The sequence below is a fragment of the Pontibacterium sinense genome, assembly GCF_015209595.1.
GTDB classification, from domain to species: Bacteria; Pseudomonadota; Gammaproteobacteria; order Pseudomonadales; family Balneatricaceae; genus Pontibacterium; species Pontibacterium sinense.
This window is the reverse complement of the sequence record NZ_JADEYS010000019.1, coordinates 79713-101613: the sequence shown is the minus strand read 5'-3', so window position 1 is coordinate 101613 and position 21901 is coordinate 79713. Positions and strand designations below refer to the sequence as shown.

16 protein-coding genes and 1 pseudogene are annotated in these 21901 nt (G+C 53.2%); 12 read left to right on the top strand and 5 right to left on the bottom strand.

Translation table 11 applies throughout. From position 1 onward, the window contains the following. On the bottom strand, positions 1-428 hold a 428-nt coding region (locus IOQ59_RS16780; RefSeq protein WP_193954611.1), incomplete at its 3' end, for a metal ABC transporter solute-binding protein, Zn/Mn family. Positions 429-492: 64 nt separating this feature from the next. Between IOQ59_RS16780 and IOQ59_RS16775 the strand changes: the two genes are divergently transcribed. From IOQ59_RS16775 to znuB, 3 genes are read left to right on the top strand one after another with little or no spacing between them, the layout of a single operon-like run. After that, positions 493-978 (top strand): Fur family transcriptional regulator, encoded by a 486-nt coding sequence (locus IOQ59_RS16775; protein ID WP_193954610.1) that lies wholly within the window; start codon positions 493-495, stop codon positions 976-978. A 2-nt stretch (positions 979-980) separates the two neighbouring features. Continuing rightward, on the top strand, positions 981-1748 hold the full coding sequence (gene znuC, locus IOQ59_RS16770) for a zinc ABC transporter ATP-binding protein ZnuC (RefSeq protein WP_193954609.1): 768 nt from the start codon (positions 981-983) through the stop codon (positions 1746-1748). Continuing rightward, a complete protein-coding gene (znuB, locus tag IOQ59_RS16765; protein WP_193954608.1) occupies positions 1741-2532 on the top strand; it encodes a zinc ABC transporter permease subunit ZnuB in 792 nt (263 codons plus the stop codon). The genes znuC and znuB overlap by 8 nt, the downstream gene beginning before the upstream one ends. A gap of 79 nt (positions 2533-2611) precedes the next feature. Here the strand turns inward: znuB and IOQ59_RS16760 are convergent, their stop codons facing one another. After that, the gene (locus IOQ59_RS16760) at positions 2612-3487 is read right to left on the bottom strand and encodes a DMT family transporter (protein ID WP_193954607.1); all 876 of its coding nucleotides are present in this window, start codon (positions 3485-3487) and stop codon (positions 2612-2614) included. Positions 3488-3610: 123 nt separating this feature from the next. On the opposite strand from IOQ59_RS16760, the gene IOQ59_RS16755 reads away from it, so the two are divergent. Further along, complete coding sequence (locus tag IOQ59_RS16755; protein WP_193954606.1) at positions 3611-4741, top strand: PQQ-dependent sugar dehydrogenase; 1131 nt, start codon at positions 3611-3613, stop codon at positions 4739-4741. Positions 4742-4744: 3 nt separating this feature from the next. Here IOQ59_RS16755 and IOQ59_RS16750 read toward each other — a convergent pair whose 3' ends face one another. From IOQ59_RS16750 to prlC, 3 genes are all read right to left on the bottom strand, one after another. Further along, complete coding sequence (locus IOQ59_RS16750; protein ID WP_193954605.1) at positions 4745-7474, bottom strand: cation-transporting P-type ATPase; 2730 nt, start codon at positions 7472-7474, stop codon at positions 4745-4747. A gap of 488 nt (positions 7475-7962) precedes the next feature. Next, complete coding sequence (locus IOQ59_RS16745; protein ID WP_193954604.1) at positions 7963-8226, bottom strand: YheV family putative zinc ribbon protein; 264 nt, start codon at positions 8224-8226, stop codon at positions 7963-7965. 2 nt (positions 8227-8228) lie between these two features. Then, positions 8229-10274 carry an oligopeptidase A gene (gene prlC, locus IOQ59_RS16740; RefSeq protein ID WP_193954603.1) on the bottom strand — a complete coding sequence of 682 codons (2046 nt, stop codon included), beginning with the start codon at positions 10272-10274 and terminating at the stop codon, positions 8229-8231. A gap of 101 nt (positions 10275-10375) precedes the next feature. Here prlC and IOQ59_RS16735 point away from each other — a divergent pair, with 101 nt between their 5' ends. The 8 genes and pseudogenes from IOQ59_RS16735 to IOQ59_RS16700 all read left to right on the top strand — a co-directional run bounded on the left by IOQ59_RS16735 (position 10376) and on the right by IOQ59_RS16700 (position 21862). After that, positions 10376-10930, top strand: coding sequence for a gamma carbonic anhydrase family protein (locus IOQ59_RS16735; protein ID WP_193954602.1), 555 nt, complete (start codon positions 10376-10378; stop codon positions 10928-10930). Between the two features lie 197 nt (positions 10931-11127). After that, a complete protein-coding gene (locus IOQ59_RS16730; RefSeq protein WP_193954601.1) occupies positions 11128-12423 on the top strand; it encodes an imelysin family protein in 1296 nt (431 codons plus the stop codon). A gap of 84 nt (positions 12424-12507) precedes the next feature. Beyond that, positions 12508-13974: a di-heme oxidoreductase family protein gene (locus IOQ59_RS16725; protein WP_193954600.1), complete on the top strand. Its 1467-nt coding sequence runs from the start codon at positions 12508-12510 to the stop codon at positions 13972-13974. After that, entirely contained in the window at positions 13974-15050 is a 1077-nt protein-coding gene (locus IOQ59_RS16720) for an imelysin family protein (protein ID WP_193954599.1), read from the top strand. Before IOQ59_RS16725 ends, IOQ59_RS16720 begins: the two co-directional genes overlap by 1 nt. After that, entirely contained in the window at positions 15040-16146 is a 1107-nt protein-coding gene (locus IOQ59_RS16715; RefSeq protein ID WP_193954598.1) for a DUF1513 domain-containing protein, read from the top strand. The genes IOQ59_RS16720 and IOQ59_RS16715 overlap by 11 nt, the downstream gene beginning before the upstream one ends. 300 nt (positions 16147-16446) lie before the next feature. Continuing rightward, a pseudogene (locus IOQ59_RS16710) lies at positions 16447-17654 on the top strand (IS256 family transposase). Positions 17655-18093: 439 nt separating this feature from the next. Then, a complete protein-coding gene (locus IOQ59_RS16705) occupies positions 18094-19083 on the top strand; it encodes a TAXI family TRAP transporter solute-binding subunit (protein ID WP_193954597.1) in 990 nt (329 codons plus the stop codon). Between the two features lie 148 nt (positions 19084-19231). Continuing rightward, positions 19232-21862: a TRAP transporter permease gene (locus tag IOQ59_RS16700; protein ID WP_371871887.1), complete on the top strand. Its 2631-nt coding sequence runs from the start codon at positions 19232-19234 to the stop codon at positions 21860-21862. Positions 21863-21901 lie beyond the last annotated feature (39 nt).

Below are 21901 nucleotides of genomic sequence, written 5' to 3'. Positions count from 1 at the left end.
TGGTCTGCATGGTCTGCATGGTCTGCATGGTCTGCATGGTCTGCATGGTCTGCATGGTCTGCATGGTCTGCATGGTCTGCATGGTCATCAGTATGATGATCGGTGTGTTCTTCATCGTTGTCAGCCATCTGCAGGGTAGAGGCTTTCACTGTACGCAGCGATTTCGCCAGAAACTGCTCCATCTCCGGTCCAACCCAAATCACAAGCCCCGCATCCGCAAGCTTACGCATATCCGACGGTTTCATAGAGTAGTGGTGAGGAGATGCACCCGGTTTCAGCAACAGCTGAACCTCTCCCGTGGTTCCTACAATATCGTGAGCGATCAGCTGCAGTGGTTTAATACTGGCCAGTACCTTCACATCGTCAGCCGCAAGAGAAAACTGGCTGAAGAACAGGCTGAGAAATACAATAATGGCTTTAAAACGCATGGTGTCGGTTCATCCTGATAAATGTTCCGTTATACTATAACAAAACAAGAAGGTTTTTCTCTATATGTGCGCTGACACAATCGCTTTCGAGACACACCACGATCACAGCCAATGTATTGAACAAGCGATGGATGAAGCCCGCTCGTTGTGCAAAGCACGGAGCCTTCGCCTGACCCCTATTCGTGAGCTGGTGCTGAAGCTGGTGTGGCAGAGCCATAAACCTTTAGGTGCCTACGAGATCCTGCCCGCGCTGGCAGAGGCCGGATTTAACTCGGCACCGCCCACCGTCTATCGGGCACTCGATTTCTTGCAGGAGCAGGGGCTGGTACACCGTATTGCCATGCTCAACGCATTTATAGGCTGCCCCCACCCCGACGATGCACATCATGGCTGTTTTTTGATCTGCCGCCACTGCAACACTGCCGTGGAAGCGGATAGCAGCGCCGCGGAAGCACTGATCCGCGAGCAAGCATCTGCGTTGGGGTTTACCACGGAGCAACAATCTATCGAAGTGCTCGGTTGCTGCCCTAACTGCCAGGAGCGTGCCTAAAAATGAAGTCTCATCATGATCTGGTCCGCCTGGAACAGGTTAATCTGCACTTTGGCCGTAACCATGTCTTGCAGAACATCGATATGGCCCTGCATAAAGGCTGTATCACCACGATAATCGGCCCCAATGGCGCCGGTAAAACCACGCTGGTCAAAGTGGTATTGGGTTTAACCAAACCTTCCACGGGCAATGTATGGTGTGAAGACGGCCTGCGCATCGGCTACATGCCACAGAAGTTACACATCGATCGTACCTTTCCATTGACTGTGCAACGTTTCCTTCAAACCGCACAATGCAAAGATAAATCGTTGATGTTAGAAGCGCTTTCAGATGTAGGCGCAGAAACATTGCTGAAGGAATCTATTCACGGATTGTCTGGCGGAGAGATGCAGCGGGTACTGCTGGCACGGGCATTACTACGCAATCCAAACCTGCTGGTACTGGATGAACCGGTGCAGGGCGTAGACATCAACGGACAGCTGGAACTCTATGCGCTGATCGCCCGTATCCGTGACCAACGTAACTGTGGCGTACTGATGATCAGTCACGACCTGCATCTGGTGATGTCATCCACCGATCACGTGATCTGCATGAACCACCATATCTGTTGTTCCGGGCACCCGGAGCAGGTCAGCAACGATCCGTCATTTGTGGATCTGTTTGGTCAACGTGGTGCCGAACAACTGGCGCTGTATAACCATCATCATAACCATCGCCACAATACGCATGGCGACGTTGTCCACGAACATTGCGAGCACGATCATGGCTGATTTTCTAATTCTGGCCCTGCTGGGAGGCTTAGGTGTAGCAGCCATTGCCGGACCACTGGGTTCGTTTGTGGTATGGCGCCGAATGGCCTACTTTGGCGACACCCTGGCGCACTCGGCCCTATTGGGGGTATCGCTGGGTTTCCTGTTTGATATTAACCTGAACGTGGCGGTGATCGCCTGCTGTGTCATTCTCGCGCTGACACTGGTGACATTGCAGCGGCAACATTTAGTCGCCACCGATACCCTGCTAGGCATTATGGCGCATAGCAGCCTGTCGCTGGGTCTGGTCGCCATCGCACTGATCGATGATATCCGCGTGGACCTGATGGCCTATCTGTTTGGCGACCTGCTGGCCGTGACCCCGGAAGATCTGTACTGGATATACGGCGGTGGCATTCTGGTCGCGGCACTGCTCTATAAGCTCTGGGAACCTTTGTTGGCGATCACCATCAACGAAGAGTTGGCCCAGGTGGAAGGCGTACGGGTGACCTGGGTACGACTGGCGCTGATGTTGCTGATTGCCGTCATCATCGCGGTCGCGATGAAGATTGTGGGTATTATGCTGATTACTTCACTGCTGATTATCCCGGCAGCGGCGGCGCGAAGACTCGCCAGCACACCCGAGCAGATGGCCATTGGGGCGGCCATCTTAGGCTGTATCGCGGTCATTTTTGGTCTGGGGCTGTCCTATCAATGGGATACGCCTGCCGGCCCGTCAGTCGTCGTGGTCTCGATGCTTGAGTTCCTGATTTTGTATAGCTGGCCTCAGCGACAGCTCGCCTGATCAAACACTAAAAACCCGGCGTATATGCCGGGTTTTGTTTATTCTGAACGGGACTTCCAAGCTAATTCGGAACCTTTGCTCAACGCTTCCACAATACGTTGATCAGCGCCCCGGTCATGATCAGCCCACCCCCAATCAACGTCCAGAGTGTCGGGATTTCGGCAAAGAAGACCCCGCCCAGTACAAGCGAAAAAATAACCTGTACATACGAGTAAGCGGTCGCTTTGCTGGCCTTCTCATGCTGCATCGCCTTGGTCAGGCCAACTTGTCCCACCTGCGTGAACACCCCCACCAATATCAGCAGAACAAGCGCCTCACCGTTCGGCATCACGAAATCACTACCCAGCAAGAAGACCGACACCGGCAAGGCGATCAGTGGAAAGTAAAAAATAATAACCGAACTGTCTTCGCTCTGACTCAACCGTCGCACAATCACATAGGCCACCGCACTGCCTAACGCGCCGATTAACGCCGCCGCCACACTGATCCAGGGTAATTCAACACTGTAACCGGAAATCAGATCAGGTTTTACCATCACCGTCAGCCCCAGAATGCTGAGAACGATACAAATCATGGTGGAATACTGGACCCGCTCCTTCAGGAAGAACAACGCCAACAACGCCGTAAATACCGGATGCAGGTACTGCAGAATCGTCGCTTCCGCCAATGGCAGCGTGGTCACCGAGAAATACACACACATCAGCGCCAGCGCCCCCACCACACCACGGGCGATCAACAGCGGTTTGTGTGTCCCCCACAGTGAAATACGTTTGCGCTTAACATCCAGATAGCTAATCACCAGCGATACGATCGCTCGGGCCGCTACAATTTCCAATACCGGAATATCGTAGCTACTCACCGCTTTGACGCACACGGCCATCAACGCAAAACCCAATGCGGATAACAGCATGTAACGCACACCGGGTGAGAAGGTCTCTTTTAGCTCAAGTAACATGATCAACATTCGGAATGAGTTAATATTAACCCGGAGATCACCGGGCGACGCTATTCTGGCCCAGCGCCTCGTCAGAGGCTATGTTTATCTCAGACTATTTCGACAACAATACAGGTTGAATCGATGAACAATAGCCTGCGATCCATCGCTCTGACTGTTCTGCTAATAAGTACGCCGCTCTGCGCCCGCACATTGCCATTGGAACGTTTGCAGCTGCCGCCGGGTTACCAGATTCGCATTGCAGCAGAGGTGGACAATGCCCGCCAGATGGCACGCGTCGATACGCCAGAAGGGAAGGGCATCTTGTTTGTTGGCTCACGCCGCGCCGGTAAAGTTGTTGCCCTGCTTGATCGGGACGGCGATGGCTATTACGAGCAGCAGTACCTGATCGCTCGGGGGCTCAATCTCCCCAGCGGGGTCGCTGTGCAGGGGAACGATCTTTATGTCGCGGCCGTCGATAAGATCTGGCGCTACCCGAACCTGGTAACGCGACTGGAAAACCCTCCCACAGCAGAACTGCTCACGGATCAGTTACCGGATGAAACCCATCACGGTTGGAAATATCTCAAATTTGGTCCCGACGGCTGGTTGTATATGAACGTAGGTGCCCCCTGCAATATCTGCCTGTCCCGCGACCCCCGTTTTGCATCTATTCTCCGCCTGAATACTGAAACCGGTGAACAACAGGTGGTGGCCTCAGGTGTGCGTAACAGCGTGGGTTTCACCTGGCATCCAGAAGATAAAAGCCTCTGGTTCACCGACAACGGCCGCGACCATCTGGGCGACGATCGGCCGGACGACGAACTGAACCGTAGCACGCACATAGGCCAGCACTTTGGCTACCCTTATGTACACGCGAAAGACATTCGTGACCCTCGATTTGGCCAACAGGGCCAGGGGAAGTACATCGCTCCGGTGCTGGAGTTAGGCGCACATGTGGCCCCACTAGGGCTGACATTCTATACCGGCGACCAGTTCCCTGATGCCACACACAACACCCTGTTTATTGCCGAACACGGCTCCTGGAATCGCAGCCTGAAAGTGGGTTATCGGGTTGTCCGGGTTGAAACCCAAGCAGGCGAAGCAATCAGCCACACACCTTTTATCAGCGGCTGGTTACGCGGGCAACGCCACTGGGGACGCCCCGCTGACGTGATGATCGATCACGACGGTAGTCTGTTGATCTCAGATGATTACGCGGGAGTAATCTACCGGGTGACGTCAGCAAAAAAGCCCGCTAAAGCCACCCGATGAGCGTTATGACTGCTCGACCTGAGGAATCTGTGCCCGGGTGAACGGGCGCATCACTTTTTTCTCCAGTTCAACCAGGATGAACACAACCAAGGCCACCAGCACGATCCGTGTCCAGGACGCCATGTCGATCGATTCCACCCGGAAGAAGGTCTGCATCAGCGGGGTGTAAGTGAAAATCAGCTGGAAGAACAGCACCAGCGCAATCGCCATCAACACGTACCGGTTGCCAAACAAACCTTCGCGGCTCAATACCGATTCGTTGAGATAGCGGGTATTAACCAGATACACCACCTCCAGCATCACCAGCGTATTCACGGCCACGGTGCGGGAGTATTCGAGGCTAGACCCGGCATCCATTTCCCAGAGAAAGAGCCCGAAGGTGCCCGCTACCATTAGCAACGACACAAACACAATTCGCCATGTCATAAAGCGCGACAAAATCGGCGCACGGGTATTACGTGGCATACGGTGCATCACACCCGACTCGGTCGGCTCAAAGGTGAGCGACAATGCGAGTGTCACCGCGGTGATCATATTCACCCACAGGATCTGGGCAGCGGTCACCGGTAGCATCGTACCCAGGGCAATCGCCGCCATCACCGTTAAGGCTTCACCGCCGTTGGTTGGCAGGATAAACAGAATCGATTTCTTGATGTTATCGAAGACCGTACGTCCCTCTTCAACGGCGTGTGCAATGGAAGCAAAGTTATCATCGGCCAACACCATCTCAGCCGCTTCTTTCGCTGCCTCAGTGCCTTTGATCCCCATTGCAACGCCCACATCCGCGCGCTTCAATGCCGGGGCATCATTGACCCCATCACCGGTCATCGCCACCACTTTTTCCTGTGCCTGAAGTGCGGTCACGATACGTAACTTGTGCTCAGGGCTGGCGCGGGCAAACACATCATAGGTCAGTACCGCCTGCTGCAGCTCCTCATCGCTCATCCGCTCCAGCTCACTACCGGTGATTGCATCCCGACTCGTAGTAATCCCCATCTGATTGGCAATTGCAGCCGCTGTTTCAGAATGGTCACCGGTAATCATTTTGACGCTGATACCCGCCTGATGGCATTGCTTCACCGCTTCAATTGCCTCCTGCCGTGGCGGATCGATAATCCCCACCACACCCAGTAAAATCAAACCGGATTCAATCTCATCAAAACGCAGTGAACGGCGCCCATTTTCGGTCGGTATGCAGGCGATCGCCAAGGTACGCTGGCCGCGGCGGGCAATACGGCGTTGCTGGGCCTTCCAAAAGTCCCTGTCCAGCCCTTTATCCTGATCACCGGTCCATTGGTGATCGCAGCGCGGCAGGATCGCTTCGATCGCACCTTTAACATAAATCATGCCGTTGCCATCGTGGTCATGATGCAGTGTGGCCATAAAACGGTGCTGAGATTCGAACGGAATCAAATCATCACGCGGCCGCTCCAGATGGGTTTTCACCGCATCGAAACCTGCCTTCACCCCCAGTACGGTTAATGCACCTTCGGTAGGATCACCCACGATATGCCACTCATCGTCCGTTTCATGCAACGAAGCATCATTGCACAACAATCCTGCCAAACAGAGTTTACGCAGGGCAGGGTAGTCGTTGGGATCGATGTCTTCTTCACCCAGCATGAATGAACCATGCGGGTTATAGCCAACCCCGGTGACGTCGACTGTCCGATCGGCCGTCACCACAGTAGTGACCGTCATCTCGTTGCGGGTCAGAGTGCCCGTTTTATCCGAGCAGATCACGGATACCGAACCTAAGGTCTCCACCGCCGGTAAGCGCCGAATAATCGCGTGCCGGTTTGCCATACGCTGCACGCCGATCGCCAGCGCAATGGTGATGACAGCAGGTAAACCTTCCGGAATAGCAGCCACCGCCAACCCAACGGCCGCCATAAACATCTCATCCAGCGTAAAACCGTGAACATAAACCCCGAATACCACGGTTAATGCAGCGATGGCCAGTATGATCCCCGTTAACCAGCGGGCGAAAATATCCAGCTGACGGGTTAACGGGGTGGTCAGCTGTGTCACTTGTGCCAGCATCGCACTGATGCGACCAATTTCTGTCTTGGCCCCCGTTTCAATCACCACCCCCAGCCCTTGCCCGTAGGTCACCAACGTACCGGAAAACGCGATATTACAGCGATCACCCAGCGCGGCATCCTTATCCACCGGAGTGGTATTCTTATCCACCGGCACTGATTCACCCGTCAGCACCGCCTCTTCAATACGCAGGTCTTTCACCCAGAACAGGTGCAGATCAGCGGGCACCCGATCACCCGATTGCACAAACACCACATCACCGGGGACCAGCACCTCCGCATCCATCTGTGTACGATGCCCGTCGCGGGTGACTGTCGCTTGGCGCGACAGCATTTTACGCACAGCGTCGATCGCTTTTTCCGCTTTCCCTTCCTGAACAAAACCCACCAGCGCATTGATTACCACCACTGCCGCAATCACCCAGGCATCCACCATATGATCCAGCAATGCGGTCACAACTCCCGCCACCAGCAAGACATAGATCAGTACATTGTGAAATTGAGAAAGCAGACGCATCCACGCACTACGACGGGGCGGTTCGGGTATTCGGTTAGGCCCATATTGTTGCTGACGCTTAATCGCATCCTGATGGGTCAAGCCATCATTCGAGGTATCCAACTCGGTGAAGGTATCTTGAGGGTTGTGCGTGTGCCAAAGAGAAGACTTCTGATCGGATTTCTGTGTGTCCATGATACACCTCCAACATTGATCAGCGGTGATGCCAGCCTTTCCAGACTACCTCGTCCTGATCGCTAGATCCCTGATCCGGCGCAGGTATTTGCTGTGCATTTTGGTCACCCGGATAGCATGGTATCGGGCTGTCTGAAACAAATCCACAAATGAGAATTATTCGTATTGATATAGCGCACAAAATCCACGATAATGCTTCTCATTAACAAAGGAGATGTTGCGATGAATATTCGAATGAGTAAGCCCGATCTGGGATTTCCGGTGATCGCGCTGACAGGCGGTATCATGCTTTGCCTGTTATTTGTGCTCTAAACCACGAAAGAACATACAACGCCCCAGACACCCGGACCTTGTGGCCGGACGTGATTGTAAGCATAGACCAGACTCGGCCTTCAGGCCGCTGGTTAAGGCGGAGTCACGTTATGATAGACAATTGAAAGATACCAGAGGTAACAGCGGAGCCACCTCTGGTAACAGCCAGGAAAGGATCAGTGATCGCGACGTTTGGAGCCCGGATTGGCGACAAAATTAAGCGGCTGAGCATCCGCCGGAATAGGTTCCGGCACACGGTTTACCCGTGTTTCCAACTCTTCCGCTGCATCAGGCTCTCCGTCCAGACGCATCGCATCCTCGAAATCACACTCGACACATTCACGGTACTCTTTCTCTTCATCCCGGTACATGCGCAGGGTGTCCATCTCCCCACAGCGAGGGCAGGTTGCCCCGGCAACAAATCGTTTTACAACACTCATAATCAAGACTCAGTTACGGTGATACCGCTGTGTCGTAACAGCGCATCCACCTCAGGCTTACGGCCACGGAACTCAACGAACAGATCCATCGCTTCACGCGATCCACCCTGTTCCAGTACGGCATGCAGGAAATCAGCACCGGTCTGCTGGTTAAAGATACCGTCCTCTTCAAAGCGAGAGAAGGCATCGGCAGACAGCACTTCGGCCCATTTGTAGCTGTAATACCCCGCAGCGTAACCACCGGCAAAAATATGGCTGAAGCTGTGTTGGAAACGGTTGAAGGCAGGTGGAGTGACCACGGCAACTTCATCACGAATCCGGTTCAGAACGGCCTGAATATCGGTTTTACCCGCTTCGAACTCACGGTGCAGCTGGAAATCAAAGATCGAGAATTCCAGCTGACGCACCATCATCATACCGGACTGGAAGTTTTTCGCTGCCAGCATTTTGTCGAGTAGTTCACGTGGCAACGTCTCGCCGGTCTGGTAATGCCCGGAGATCAGCGCCAGCGCTTCCGGCTCCCAGCACCAGTTTTCGAGGAACTGACTTGGCAGCTCGACAGCATCCCATGCCACCCCATTGATACCGCTGACATCCGCCGTTTCGATGCGCGTCAGCATATGATGAATGCCGTGCCCAAATTCGTGGAACAACGTCGTGACTTCGTTGTGGGTCAGCAGGGCCGGATCATCGCCCACCGGCGGATTAAAGTTGCAGACCAGATACGCCACCGGCAGCTGCAAGCTGCCATCATCCAGACGACGGCGGACGCGGCAGTCGTCCATCCAGGCTCCACCACGTTTTTTCTCACGTGCAAACGGGTCCAGATAGAAACGGGCAATCAATGTTTCGTCGCGACGTACTTCAAAGTGACGGGCATCTTTATGCCAGCTATCGAAGTCCTTAATCTCGCAGATCTCGATACCAAACAGACGCTGAGCAACTTCAAATAACCCATCCAACACTTTGGGCATAGGGAAGTAGGGGCGCAACATCTCCTGAGAGATCTCATAACGGGCGTGTTTCAGTTTCTCGCCGTAATAGGTCACATCCCAGGCTTGCAGCTGTTCCATACCGTATTCATCGCGGGCAAAATCACAAAGTTCCTGATATTCACGCTCTGCTTCAGGATGGCTTTTCGCCGCCAGATCACGCAGGAATCCAATCACCTGATCCGGGTCTTCGGCCATCTTGGTCGCCAGTGAGTACTCAGCATAGTTATCAAAGCCCAGCAGTTTGGCTTTTTCCTGACGCAGTTGCAGAATCTCCCGCATGATCTCCGAGTTATCCCACTCGCCAGCGTTAGGCCCCTGATCTGAAGCACGTGTGGAAAACGCGGTGTAGACCTCTTCGCGCAGCGCACGACTATTCGCGTAGGTCATCACCGGAATATAGGACGGGAAGTCCAGCGTCAGCATCCAGCCGTCTTCACCTTTCGCTTCAGCAACTTGTTTCGCCGCCGCAATCGCCATCTCTGGCAAGCCTGCCAGTTCAGACTCGTCCTTAATGAGTTTGCTCCACGCATTGGTGGCATCCAGGACGTTCTCGGAAAACTTCGTGGTCAGCTCAGACAATCGCTGCTGCAGCTCACCGTAGCGCTGCTGCTGATCCGCAGCCAAGGCAATACCCGACAGCTTAAAGTCGCGCAACGTATGCTCGATCGCCGTTTTCTGCTCGGTGTTCAGAGTCTGGAACTCATCGCTATCCGCGTATTGCTGATGCAACTGGTACAGCCCCTGATTCTGGCCCAGCTCGGTCCAGAACTGTGACAGTTTTGGCAGACAGGCATTGTAAGCTTCTCGCAGCTCATCGCTGTTGACGACTGAGTTCATGTGGGAAACCGGCGACCAGGCTTTTGCCAGCACATCGTTGATCTGCTCCAGCGGAGCAATCAGTGTATCCCAGGTTGGATTGGTCACCTTCTGCACCAGCATATCAACCACTTGACGGTTGTCTGCCAGCAGCTTATCAACCGCCGGTTCAACGTGTTCCGGCTTGATCTGCGCAAACGGGGGCAAAATATGAGCGTTTAACAGGGGGTTCGTCATCGACTTAAGTCTCCATGAACTGGGCTACTGAGGCGCTCTGAAGCGGCTTCGAATAAGTATACAATGGGGTTCAACACTGAGTTTTCAACAGGACCCTCACTATGCATATCCGTACTTATCAGGGCATGACCCCAAAACTGGGTGAGCGCACCTTTGTAGATCCCAGCGCTGTTGTACTGGGTGACGTCGAACTGGGCGAAGATTGTTCTGTCTGGCCGCTGACGGTGATTCGCGGTGACATGCACCGTATCCGTATCGGTCAGCGCACCAGTGTACAAGACGGTTCTGTGTTACATATCACCCATGCCGGTCCGTTCAACCCTGATGGCTATCCTCTGATTATTGGCGATGATGTGACAATCGGCCACCAGGCGATGCTGCACGGCTGCACTATCGGAAGCCGGGTTCTGGTCGGAATGGGCGCCATGGTGATGGACGGTGCCGTCGTGGAAGATGAAGTCATCATCGGTGCAGGCAGTTTGGTACCCCCGGGTAAAACACTGGAAAGTGGCTATCTCTACGTGGGGCGTCCCGTGAAGCAACAACGGGCACTGACCGATAAAGAGCGCTCATTCTTCACCTATACCGCGGGTAACTATGTGAAACTCAAAGACCAGCACCTGCAGGAAGACTACGCTCAGACAGCGCCTGACTAGCCTCTCTCTTTGACGCGGATGATCACCTTTATCCGCGTCCTCAACCTTCACTCTCCGCGTCATCTCAACACCTGAATACCTGATCCGCATCATGAAACCACGTTTTAAACCACTAGACTTTAATATTCGTATGGAGAAGCATTATCATTTGCATTACTATACGTCTTATTAACCCCCTATCAGAGATGAGAGATCCAATGAAATTTCGTGCGACATTACTCAGTCTGGCAATTGGCACCACAATGCTTACCGGCTGTGCCGACCAGATGCAAAAGGAACAGGCTGCTGCACCAACAGCCGATGCAGTACTGGGCAACTACGCGGATATTGCGCTGGCCACTTATGAGGACTCTCTGACAACGGCACAAACGCTGCAGTCGACTATTGATCGCCTGCTGGCAAACCCAACGGATGCCAACCTGAATGCCGCAAAAACAGCATGGAAAGCAGCCCGCGCGCCTTATCAGCAGTCCGAAGCGTACCGTTTTGGCAATGCGGTTGTTGATGACTGGGAAGGCCGTGTAAACGCCTGGCCGCTGGATGAAGGCCTGATCGATTACGTGGATAACGGTTACGGGACTGAATCGGATGAGAACCCGTACTACACCGCGAACATCGTCGCCAACAAAACTCTGAAGCTGGGTGGCGTGACCGTTGATGCAACGGCCATCAACAAAAAACTGCTGGCTGAAACCCTGCATGAAATCGATGACGTTGAAGCTAACGTAGCGACCGGTTACCACGCGATTGAATTTTTGCTGTGGGGTCAGGATCTGAACGGCACGAACCCGGGTGCGGGCAACCGTCCGGTCACCGATTTTGATCTGAACAACTGCACCGGTGGCAACTGTGACCGTCGTCGCGACTATCTGTCCGCAGCAACTGAGTTGCTGATTGATGATTTACAGGAGATGGTCGACAACTGGAAAACCAACGGCGCAGCACGTACCGATTTGATGGCGAAAGGCCCTCAGGGTGGTCTGTCCACCATGCTGACTGGTATGGGCAGCCTGGCATACGGTGAATTGGCCGGTGAACGTACCAAACTGGGCTTGATGCTGCATGATCCGGAAGAAGAACATGATTGCTTCTCTGATAACACCCACTGGTCCCACTTCTACGATGCCAAAGGCATTAAGAACGTATACCTGGGTGAATATACCCGGGTCGACGGTAGCATGATCAAAGGCCCAAGCCTGTCTGCACTGGTGCAGGCAGCGGCTCCAGCCGTTGATGCAGAGCTGCGGGGCAAGCTGGAGAAAACCGAAGCTGCCATGCAGGTGATGGCCGATACCGCTGAAGCGGGTAACCCGTTTGACGTATTGATCGGCGAGAACAACCCAGAAGGCAACCAGATCGTTCAGAACGCGGTGGACGCACTGACTGACGAAACGAAATCCATCGAACAGGCGATTGTTGCTCTGAAACTGGACAACATCGAACTGGAAGGGTCTGACAGTCTAGATAACCCAGCCTCTGTAATGGCTGAATAATCTGCCTGAAGTCCTAGAAGGGTAGCCAAAAGCTACCCTTTTTTATTCACTGCGCAAACGATTGCTTATATCAACCGAGAGCCCATGTCCTATCGTCTTTCGGTACTGACACTCGGGTTGCTGATGTGCAGCCCAATGGCAGTATCCGCCCAGCCAGCCGAGCCAGACTTCACCCACAGTGAAGCAGGCGAGCGTTACGCCGGTGGCCGGGGAACCTATCTCAAGCGTATCGATAAACGTGCTTTTCTCCATCCATCCTCAAACCTGCCGTTTGAACAACAGCTGGATTTTCGGGTGGGGCAGGGCATTTTTAAAAAACTCTGGGTATCAGCACCCACCGCCACCACCGCCAGCGATGGTTTAGGACCGGTGTATAATGCCCGTGCCTGCCAACGCTGCCACCTGAACAACGGGCGCGGCCATCCACCCACGGCTAACTGGCCGGATGACAACGCTGTTTCTATGTTTTTGCGCCTGAGTATTCCGCCGCAAAATACAACCCAGCAAAAGCTAATTGATGAGCGCAGGCTGGGCGTTATCCCTGAACCCACATACGGTGGTCAGTTACAGGACTTTGCCGTACCCGGCATCGCTTCTGAAGGTCGGATGCAGATCCACTATCAAGAGCAGGTCATCACGCTCTCCGACGGTGAAAGCGCACGCTTAAGACAACCGACCTACAGCGTCAGTGATCTGGGATACGGACCGCTACATCCACAGACACAGCTCTCCGCCCGTGTAGCCCCACCGATGATTGGCTTAGGCCTGCTGGAAGCGATCAGTCGCGAAGATCTTCAGGCACAGGCCGACCCGGATGATCAGAACAATGACGGTATCTCCGGACGTACTAATGAGGTCTGGAATGCGGACCGTCAGCAGGTTGATGTGGGTCGATTTGGCTGGAAAGCCGGACATGCCACCCTCAATCAGCAGAACAACAGCGCGCTGAACGGCGATATTGGTATCTCCAACCCGGACTTTCAAAGCCCTTACGGCGACTGCACCCAGCAACAGTCAGACTGTCTGAAGATGCCCCATGGCAATACGGAGCGTCACGATAATCTGGAAGCGTCCCGTCAGATGACCGACCTGATGCTGCTCTATACCCGCAACCTCGCGGTGCCCGCCCGTCGAAATACGGATGCCCCAGAGGTACTAGCCGGAAAGAAAGTTTTTTATGGTAGCGGCTGTCAGCAATGCCACCGCGCCAGCTTTACCATTCACCATGATCCGGCTGAACCCGAGAACGACAAACCTCAGCAGATCTGGCCTTACAGCGACCTATTACTGCACGATATGGGGAAAGGTCTCGCCGATCAGCGTCCGGAATATGCTGCCACCGGACAAGAGTGGCGTACCGCACCGCTCTGGGGTATTGGCCTGACGCATACGGTGAACGGGCATACTTTTTTCCTGCATGATGGGCGCGCCCGCAATTTACTCGAAGCGATTTTATGGCACGGCGGAGAAGCAACCGCCGCACGGAACGCGGTGATCCGGATGCCAAAACAAGACCGTCATAACCTGATCCGCTTTTTGGAGTCCCTTTAATGTATAAGCGATCTGTCGTTTTATCCCTGTTTTTACCCGCCGCGCTGCTTTTGAGTCAGTCAGTTAGCGCAGCACCTGAGGCTGGCCAATGGCAAACGCTCAACGTCCAGCTGAGCCAGCAACATGTTCTGCCACGTTATCAATCGCTTGCGTCCAGCAGCGAGCAGTTGAAGCTGGCTACTGCCAGCTTGTGCCAGCAACCCGGAGAGGCTCAGCTCAACGCCAGCCGCAGTGCTTTTCACCAGACCATGGATGCCTGGCAGGGGATTCAGCATATTCAGTTTGGTCCGGTCGAGTTTTTGATGCGTAACTTCAGCCTGCAATTCTGGCCTGACAAGAAAAACCTCACCAGCAAACAGCTGAACGCCTTGCTGAGCGCCGAAGATGAGAACAGCTTAAATGCCGATTACTTCCGTGGTGCCAGCATCGCAGTCAAAGGCCTGCCGGCACTGGAACGCTTGCTGTTCAGCGATAAGCCGCTCAGCCCCTACGGGTGCCAGCTGGCCCATGCGATCGCGACCAACGTCAACCTCATGAGTGATGAGATTGCGCAGGAGTGGGCATCTCAACAGTTACCCCGCATCAACAGCGCGCCCGACGGCAGCGATTACTACGAAGACAGCATCGAAGCATCCACCGAGCTGATGAAAGCGCTGGTCGAGCCAGTCGAAGTCATCCGTGACCTGAAGCTGCTACGCCCGTTACACAAGTCTGCCCAGAAAGCGAAACCGCGCCGTTCAGAGTCCTGGCGCAGTGAACGTTCCCTGCGCAATATCAGAATCAACCTCGCCGCGTTGGCGGAGCTCTACCGCGGCAGTGACACCAGCAGCGTGAAAGCCTTGCTGCAGGCTGAAGGACAGGGGGCTCTGGCACAGACCATTGATAGCCACTTCAGCGAACTGGATCAGCAGTTGGCAGCCATCGAAAAACCGCTATTCGACGCGGTCAAAGATCCAAAAGGTCATCAGCAATTGCGAGCTATTTCAGATCAGATGAAGATATTGCACGTCGAATTGGAACAAGCAATGCAGGTTCTCGAAATTCAACTGGGGTTCAACAGTCGCGATGGGGATTAATCGCCGTCAGTTCAGCTTACTGATGACGGGAGCGCTGGTGAGTCCTGCGCTTTTAGCCCGTCAGTCACCGGGACAACCACTTTTTGCATCTGCGGCCACCGACAATCAGGGGCAGCACTACCTGCAACTGGTCAGCGATCAGGGTCAGGAGTTACTGAGTCATCCTTTATTGTCGCGTGCACATCACGTCGCGGCCCATCCATCTGAGACGTGGCTGGCGGCAGTGGCACGTCGCCCCGGTACCTATATCGATGTGCTGGATTATCGTCAGAATACGTTGCTGCACCGCGTTGAATCCGCTCCTGATCGTCACTTCTACGGTCATGCCATTTTCAGTCGTAACGGACGTTACCTGATCAGTACGGAAAACCAGATCAGCGATGGCAGTGGCCGGATCGTCGTGCGAGATTGTCAGCAGCAGTTCAACATCGTCGCAGACCATCCATCTTACGGGGTTGGTCCGCATGAGCTGGCACTGTTGAGCGACGATAACACGCTGGTTGTCGCCAACGGCGGGATCCTGACCCATCCAGACAAGGGTCGGGATAAACTGAATCTGGACAGCATGCAGCCCTCACTGGCCTATATTGATCTCACAAGCGGCACCCTGCTGGAGCAGGTCACCCTACCACCGAACATGCATCAGCTCAGCATCCGGCATCTGGATGTCAACGACACGGGCACTGTAGCAATTGCGTTACAGTATCAGGGTCCTAAGTACGATGATGTGCCTTTGGTGGCGTTACATCGTCGCGGCCAAGTCATTCAGCCCCTGCGTGCACCTGATGCAATCAACCGGGCGATGAAACAATACTGTGGCAGCGCACGCTTTGACGCCAGCGGACGGTACGTCGCGATATCCTCACCACGGGGGGACCTGGTCACATTCTGGGATAGCTATACAGATACGTTTATCGACCAGTGCAAAACCCGGGACGGCTGCGGTCTGGCCGCAACCGAGGCGACCGGTGAGTTTCTGATTTCCAGCGGACTGGGGCGACTGTACCGCTACGATCTGACCCAAGGCAAAAAACAGCGTATCCCGCTGCTCCTAAGGCAGCCGATCGCCTGGGATAATCACATGATCAGCGTTTGAATCGATACTGCGCGGGAATCACAAAAAGGGCCTTGAAGCAAGCCATTACGCTTTCGTGTTGTTGCGGGCTGACTTTCCTTCGAGGAGATCTAACTGGGGCGTTTAGCCCCAGTTTTGATTTCACGTAATTCGCACCACTATCACTCAAACTACAGCCAATGTCCGCTCTCGACCCTTAGGCGACATAACGTTCGAGTCACTAGGGTACTTCCGTATCCTCACAAACCCCAGAAAGCGACCCTGTACATAGAATTGTGTAACTGCCTATCATAGAGCCAGAAATGGCTAAGGATAGGCAACATGGACAAGAAACAACTCGAAGCCTTCGCTCGCGAAGCAGATAAAAGCATCAAAACCGAAAGTGATCTCAATGACTTTCGGCGCATGATAACCAAAGTCACCGTCGAAACGGCCCTCAATGCTGAACTGGATGAACATCTGGGTTACGACAGACATGGTAAAAGCCCCTCTGATAACAGCCGTAATGGCTATTCCAGCAAGACCTTACGTACCGAAGATGGACAGTTCGAGATTGATGCCCCGCGGGATCGGGATGGCAGCTTTGAGCCGAAGTTAGTTAAAAACAGCAGACACGTTTCACGTCAATGGATGACAAGATTCTAAGTTTGTACGCCAAGGGGATGACTACCCGCGAGATCGTCGCTACCTTCAAAGAAATGTACGATGCTGATGTCTCTGCCAGCCTCATATCCAAGGTCACGGACGCCGTACTGGAACAGGTGGTCGAATGGCAGTCACGACCTCTGGATGAGGTGTATCCGATTGTTTATCTGGACTGTATCGTCGTTAAAATCCGGCAGGACAAACAGGTCATCAACAAGGCTGTTTACCTGGCCTTGGGGGTTAACCTTGAAGGCCATAAGGAATTACTGGGCCTGTGGCTCTCTGAAAATGAGGGTGCCAAGTTCTGGCTAAACGTACTCACAGAGCTTCAGAATCGAGGCGTTAAAGTCATCCTGATCGCTTGTGTCGACGGTCTAAAAGGCTTTCCCGATGCGATCAATACAGCGCTCCCCAAGACGCAGGTCCAGCTCTGTATCGTTCACATGATTCGCAACTCGGTTAAGTATGTCCCTTGGAAGGACTACAAGGCCGTTACCAGCGATCTCAAGCAGATCTATCAATCCGTCACTGAAGAGGAAGCACTGCATGCGCTGGAGCAGTTCTCAGAACGCTGGGACGATAAGTATCCCCAAATCAGTCGTTCATGGCGTACACACTGGGAGAATCTGAATACTCTGTTCAACTACCCGCAGGACATACGCAAGGCTATTTATACAACGAATGCCATTGAATCATTGAACAGCGTTATCCGTAAGGCGATTAAAAAGCGGAAGCTATTTCCAACGGATGACTCAGCACGAAAAGTGATCTATCTGGCGGTTCAGGATGCTTCCAAAAAATGGACGATGCCCATCAGAAACTGGAAGGCCGCCCTGAATAGATTTATGATCGAGTTTGAAGACCGTTTAACGGATTACATTTAACCCTGGCAGTTACACAGAATTACTTACAGGGTCCAGAAAGCAGACATGAACCTTAGTTTCAAAGTTGAAGCTGTGCTAAATGCATTCAAGAAAATTGTAGTGATTCGCGCTTGGGGTACCATCCTTGAGACCTGAAATCGGAAATTGGCTGTGCCGTTCGGGGCATCTGTAAGTGTTATAGTCCCACCTGCACGACTAAGCCGCATGCAGTTAAACTCTCTCTATCGCGCTTGGATGCGTTGACTAAGTGCGCCCGGAGTAATCATCTGAGCCGGGCAGCCCCTGCAATAGAGCCTTCGTCTACGACAGCAACAAGGCTTACCAACAAACCAATCTCCATAAGTTTTACTTACGCTTAGATCAAAAAAAACATGGTATTTGTTTTGCAGTGCAGAGGCTAGAGTTCGTAAGGTCTTCCAATAACTATAAAAGGCCTCCTATGTCTCTTAAGAACAAGCTTACGATTACCCTACTTTCAACGGTGGTCGGTCTGACTACTGCTTTCTCCGCAACCACTGCAAGCGCAGAACAGTCCTATGTAACCATCGGTACAGGTGGTCAAACAGGCGTGTATTACGTTGTTGGCCAGTCCATTTGTCGTCTAATAAACCGTGAAACTAAAGATCATGGCATCAAGTGCACTGCACCTTCTACTGGTGGTTCCATAGCGAACATCAATGCGGTCCGTCAGGGTCAGCAGGATATGGGACTGGCTCAATCTGACTGGCAATACCACGCTCTGAACGGTGCTAAGCACGATACTTTTGTTTCTCAAGGTAAGTTTGAAGATCTGCGCGCAATGTTCGCTGTACACAACGAGCCTTTCACTGTAGTGGCCCGTGCAGACTCAGGTATTGAGTCTTTCGATGACCTAGCTGGTAAGCGTGTAAACATGACCAACCCAGGTTCCGGTACTCGCGGTACCATGGAGGTAATCATGACCGAGAAAGGCTGGACCCAAGATACTTTCAAGCTGGCCGCTGAGCTTAAAGCGTCTGAGCAGGCTCAGGCACTGTGTGATAACAAGATTGATGCGATGATCTATGCGGTTGGCCACCCATCTGGTGCGATCAAGGAAGCGACCACTTCCTGTAATGCGAAAGTGATTCCTGTAACAGGCACAGTAATCGACAAGCTTATCGCAGAGAATGATTTCTATGCTGAGGCGAAGATTAAAGGCGGTACTTATAAAGGAACTGATAAAGATATAGTGACCTTTGGTAATGCTGCGACCATGGTAACTACAGCCAACGTTGATGCTGATACTGTTTACCAAGTTGTGAAAGCGGTATTCGATAACTTAGATCGCTTCAAGCGTCTGCACCCGGCATTTGCCAACTTGAACCCAAAGCAGATGATCTCCAACGGCCTGTCTGCACCATTGCACGAAGGTGCGGTTCGTTACTACAAAGAACAAGGCTGGATGTAAATCATACATTGAGTCCTGTATAGGGGGTTAACCCCCTCCAGAGGCCGCGGATCAGTTAGCACCCAAGGTATTTAATATATAGGTATTAAATACCCTGATGGCTGTTCCGGGGGCTCTTTTTCTATTCTTGTTTTTTGGAGCTGATATGATGAATATGCATAGCAGACAGGCCGAGGCCGACGAAAAAGAACTCCAGGACATGGTGGCTGCTACCGATACCGGTGCCCGCATTCCTGAAGGTTGGCAGGGCAAGGTATTACTGGCTGCGGCGCTATTGTGGTCGCTGTTTCAGCTGTGGATCGCATCGCCTCTGCCATTCTATGACTGGCCGGTAATCGGCAGCTTTGGTATTTTCAACGACACTGAAGTGCGCGCCATCCATCTCGGATTTGCCACTTTTCTGGCATTTACCGCTTATCCCGCACTAACCCATTCGCCACGCCATCATATCCCGTCGAGGGATATTGTACTTTGTCTCCTTGGCGCGTTTAGCGCATCTTATATTTTCCTGTTTTATGAGCAGTTGGTTGATCGTCCGAGCTTGCCGAATATGCAGGACCTGGTGGTTTCTGTGGTTGGTATCCTTCTATTACTGGAAGCGGCTCGGCGAACTCTGGGACCTCCGCTGATGATCGTCGCGATTGTGTTTTTGACCTATTCGCTGGCCGGTCCTTATATGCCGGAGATTATTGCGCATAAAGGCATCACACTAAAAGAGCTTGTTAACCATCAGTGGCTGACCACCGAAGGCGTTTTTGGTATAGCGCTTGGCGTTTCTTCAAACTTTGTATTCCTCTTTGTACTCTTTGGCGCGCTGCTGGATAAAGCCGGTGCCGGTAACTATTTTATCCAGGTTGCGTTCTCCCTGCTGGGGCATATGCGCGGCGGTCCGGCTAAGGCTGCTGTAGTTTCTTCCGGCCTGACCGGTCTGATTTCGGGTTCTTCTATCGCCAACGTGGTGACTACCGGAACCTTTACTATTCCAATGATGAAGCGCGTCGGATTCTCATCTGAGAAGGCTGGTGCGGTTGAAGTGGCGTCTTCGGTAAATGGCCAGATCATGCCGCCGGTTATGGGTGCTGCGGCTTTCCTGATGGTGGAATACGTTGGCATCTCATACGTTGAAGTGATTACCCACGCTTTCCTGCCAGCACTGATCTCCTACATTGCACTGGTGTATATCGTGCATCTGGAAGCGCTGAAGCTGGATATGCAGGGGCTGCCACGCCGTTCTGCTGTTAAACCGTGGCAGATGCGCCTGATCGGCATGCTCACTGGCTTCCTGGTGACTGCGGCGATCGCCGCCGGGGTCTACTTCGGTATCGGCTGGATCAAGCCTGTATTTGGCGCGTATGCCGGACTGGTTATCTCGGCGTTGCTGGCACTGGTGTATTTATACCTGATTCGCTTTGCAGCAAAAGTACCTGACCTTGAACTGGATGATCCTAACTCGCCGATGATTAAGCTACCGGAAGTAGGGCCGACGGTTAAGTCAGGTCTGCACTTTTTACTGCCGGTTGTAGTACTGGTGTGGTGCCTGATGATCGAACGGCTATCGCCGGGTCTGTCTGCATTCTGGGCGACCGTGTTGATGCTTATTATTCTGGTAACCCAGCGTCCGTTACTGGCCTACTTCCGTGATCAGGGTGATATCGCGGCCCGGCTGCGTCAGGGCGCAAGTGAGCTGGTCGATGGCCTGATTGTTGGTGCCCGTAATATGATCGGTATCGGTATCGCCACAGCGACCGCTGGTATTATTGTCGGTGCGGTTTCCCAGACTGGTGTTGGCTCTGTATTGGCAGATCTGGTAGAGATTCTGTCAATGGGTAACCTGCTTCTGATGCTGATGCTGACCGCAGTGCTTAGTTTGATTCTAGGCATGGGGCTGCCAACTACTGCGAACTATATCGTAGTGTCTTCGTTGCTTGCTCCGGTAGTGGTTTCACTGGGACAGGAGTCCGGCCTTATTGTGCCGCTGATCGCGGTACACCTGTTTGTATTTTATTTTGGAATTATGGCTGATGTTACTCCGCCGGTGGGTCTTGCGTCATTCGCTGCGGCTGCGGTTTCCGGTGGTGATCCTATCCGTACCGGTTTCGTTGCCTTTGCTTACAGTTTGCGTACGGCGGTACTGCCATTCCTGTTTATCTTCAATACTGATTTGCTGCTGATCAGTGTCAGCTGGCTGGAGGGGATTCAGGTATTCATTATCGCCACGGTTGCCATTCTGGTATTCACCGCAGCTACCCAGGGCTACTTCATGACCCGCAATCGCTGGTACGAGACGGCGCTGATGTTACTGATCGCGTTCTCATTGTTCCGCCCGGGCTTCTGGATGGACCGTATCGTTGAGCCGCATCAGCAGGTTGCGCCAACCGAGTTGGTTCAGGTTGCCGATAGCTTGGCTGCCGGTACCGAACTGCGCTTCTGGATTGATGGTGAAGATGATGTCGGTAATCACCGCTCCTTCCTGGTCAAGCTGGAACTCGGTGAGGGCACCAGCGGTGCAGATCGTATGGCCGCCACAGGGGTTGAGCTGCTGTCGAATAATGGCAATACAGTGATCGATTATATCGGCTTTGACAGCCCGGCTGAAAAGGCTGGACTGGCGTTTGATCAGATTGTTGTTGCTGTTGAGATCCCTCAGGCACAGCCACCAAAACAGCTGATCTATATCCCGACGCTGACACTGTTGGCGCTACTGGTGATGGTTCAGCGTCGACGTCGAAAAGTTCAGAGGTGCAGCCACAGCCGGCTACCTGTTGACTACGTAAGCTAAGACGCTTACATACCCGGCTGGATTCCAGCCGGGCTACTC

Coding starts and splice junctions, on each gene's coding strand:
- IOQ59_RS16775 (WP_193954610.1), top strand. CDS start 493: ATGTGCGCTGACACAATCGCTTTCGAGACACACCACGATCACAGCCAA.
- znuC (WP_193954609.1), top strand. CDS start 981: ATGAAGTCTCATCATGATCTGGTCCGCCTGGAACAGGTTAATCTGCAC.
- znuB (WP_193954608.1), top strand. CDS start 1,741: ATGGCTGATTTTCTAATTCTGGCCCTGCTGGGAGGCTTAGGTGTAGCA.
- IOQ59_RS16760 (WP_193954607.1), bottom strand. CDS start 3,487: ATGTTACTTGAGCTAAAAGAGACCTTCTCACCCGGTGTGCGTTACATG.
- IOQ59_RS16755 (WP_193954606.1), top strand. CDS start 3,611: ATGAACAATAGCCTGCGATCCATCGCTCTGACTGTTCTGCTAATAAGT.
- IOQ59_RS16750 (WP_193954605.1), bottom strand. CDS start 7,474: ATGGACACACAGAAATCCGATCAGAAGTCTTCTCTTTGGCACACGCAC.
- IOQ59_RS16745 (WP_193954604.1), bottom strand. CDS start 8,226: ATGAGTGTTGTAAAACGATTTGTTGCCGGGGCAACCTGCCCTCGCTGT.
- prlC (WP_193954603.1), bottom strand. CDS start 10,274: ATGACGAACCCCCTGTTAAACGCTCATATTTTGCCCCCGTTTGCGCAG.
- IOQ59_RS16735 (WP_193954602.1), top strand. CDS start 10,376: ATGCATATCCGTACTTATCAGGGCATGACCCCAAAACTGGGTGAGCGC.
- IOQ59_RS16730 (WP_193954601.1), top strand. CDS start 11,128: ATGAAATTTCGTGCGACATTACTCAGTCTGGCAATTGGCACCACAATG.
- IOQ59_RS16725 (WP_193954600.1), top strand. CDS start 12,508: ATGTCCTATCGTCTTTCGGTACTGACACTCGGGTTGCTGATGTGCAGC.
- IOQ59_RS16720 (WP_193954599.1), top strand. CDS start 13,974: ATGTATAAGCGATCTGTCGTTTTATCCCTGTTTTTACCCGCCGCGCTG.
- IOQ59_RS16715 (WP_193954598.1), top strand. CDS start 15,040: ATGGGGATTAATCGCCGTCAGTTCAGCTTACTGATGACGGGAGCGCTG.
- IOQ59_RS16705 (WP_193954597.1), top strand. CDS start 18,094: ATGTCTCTTAAGAACAAGCTTACGATTACCCTACTTTCAACGGTGGTC.
- IOQ59_RS16700 (WP_371871887.1), top strand. CDS start 19,232: ATGAATATGCATAGCAGACAGGCCGAGGCCGACGAAAAAGAACTCCAG.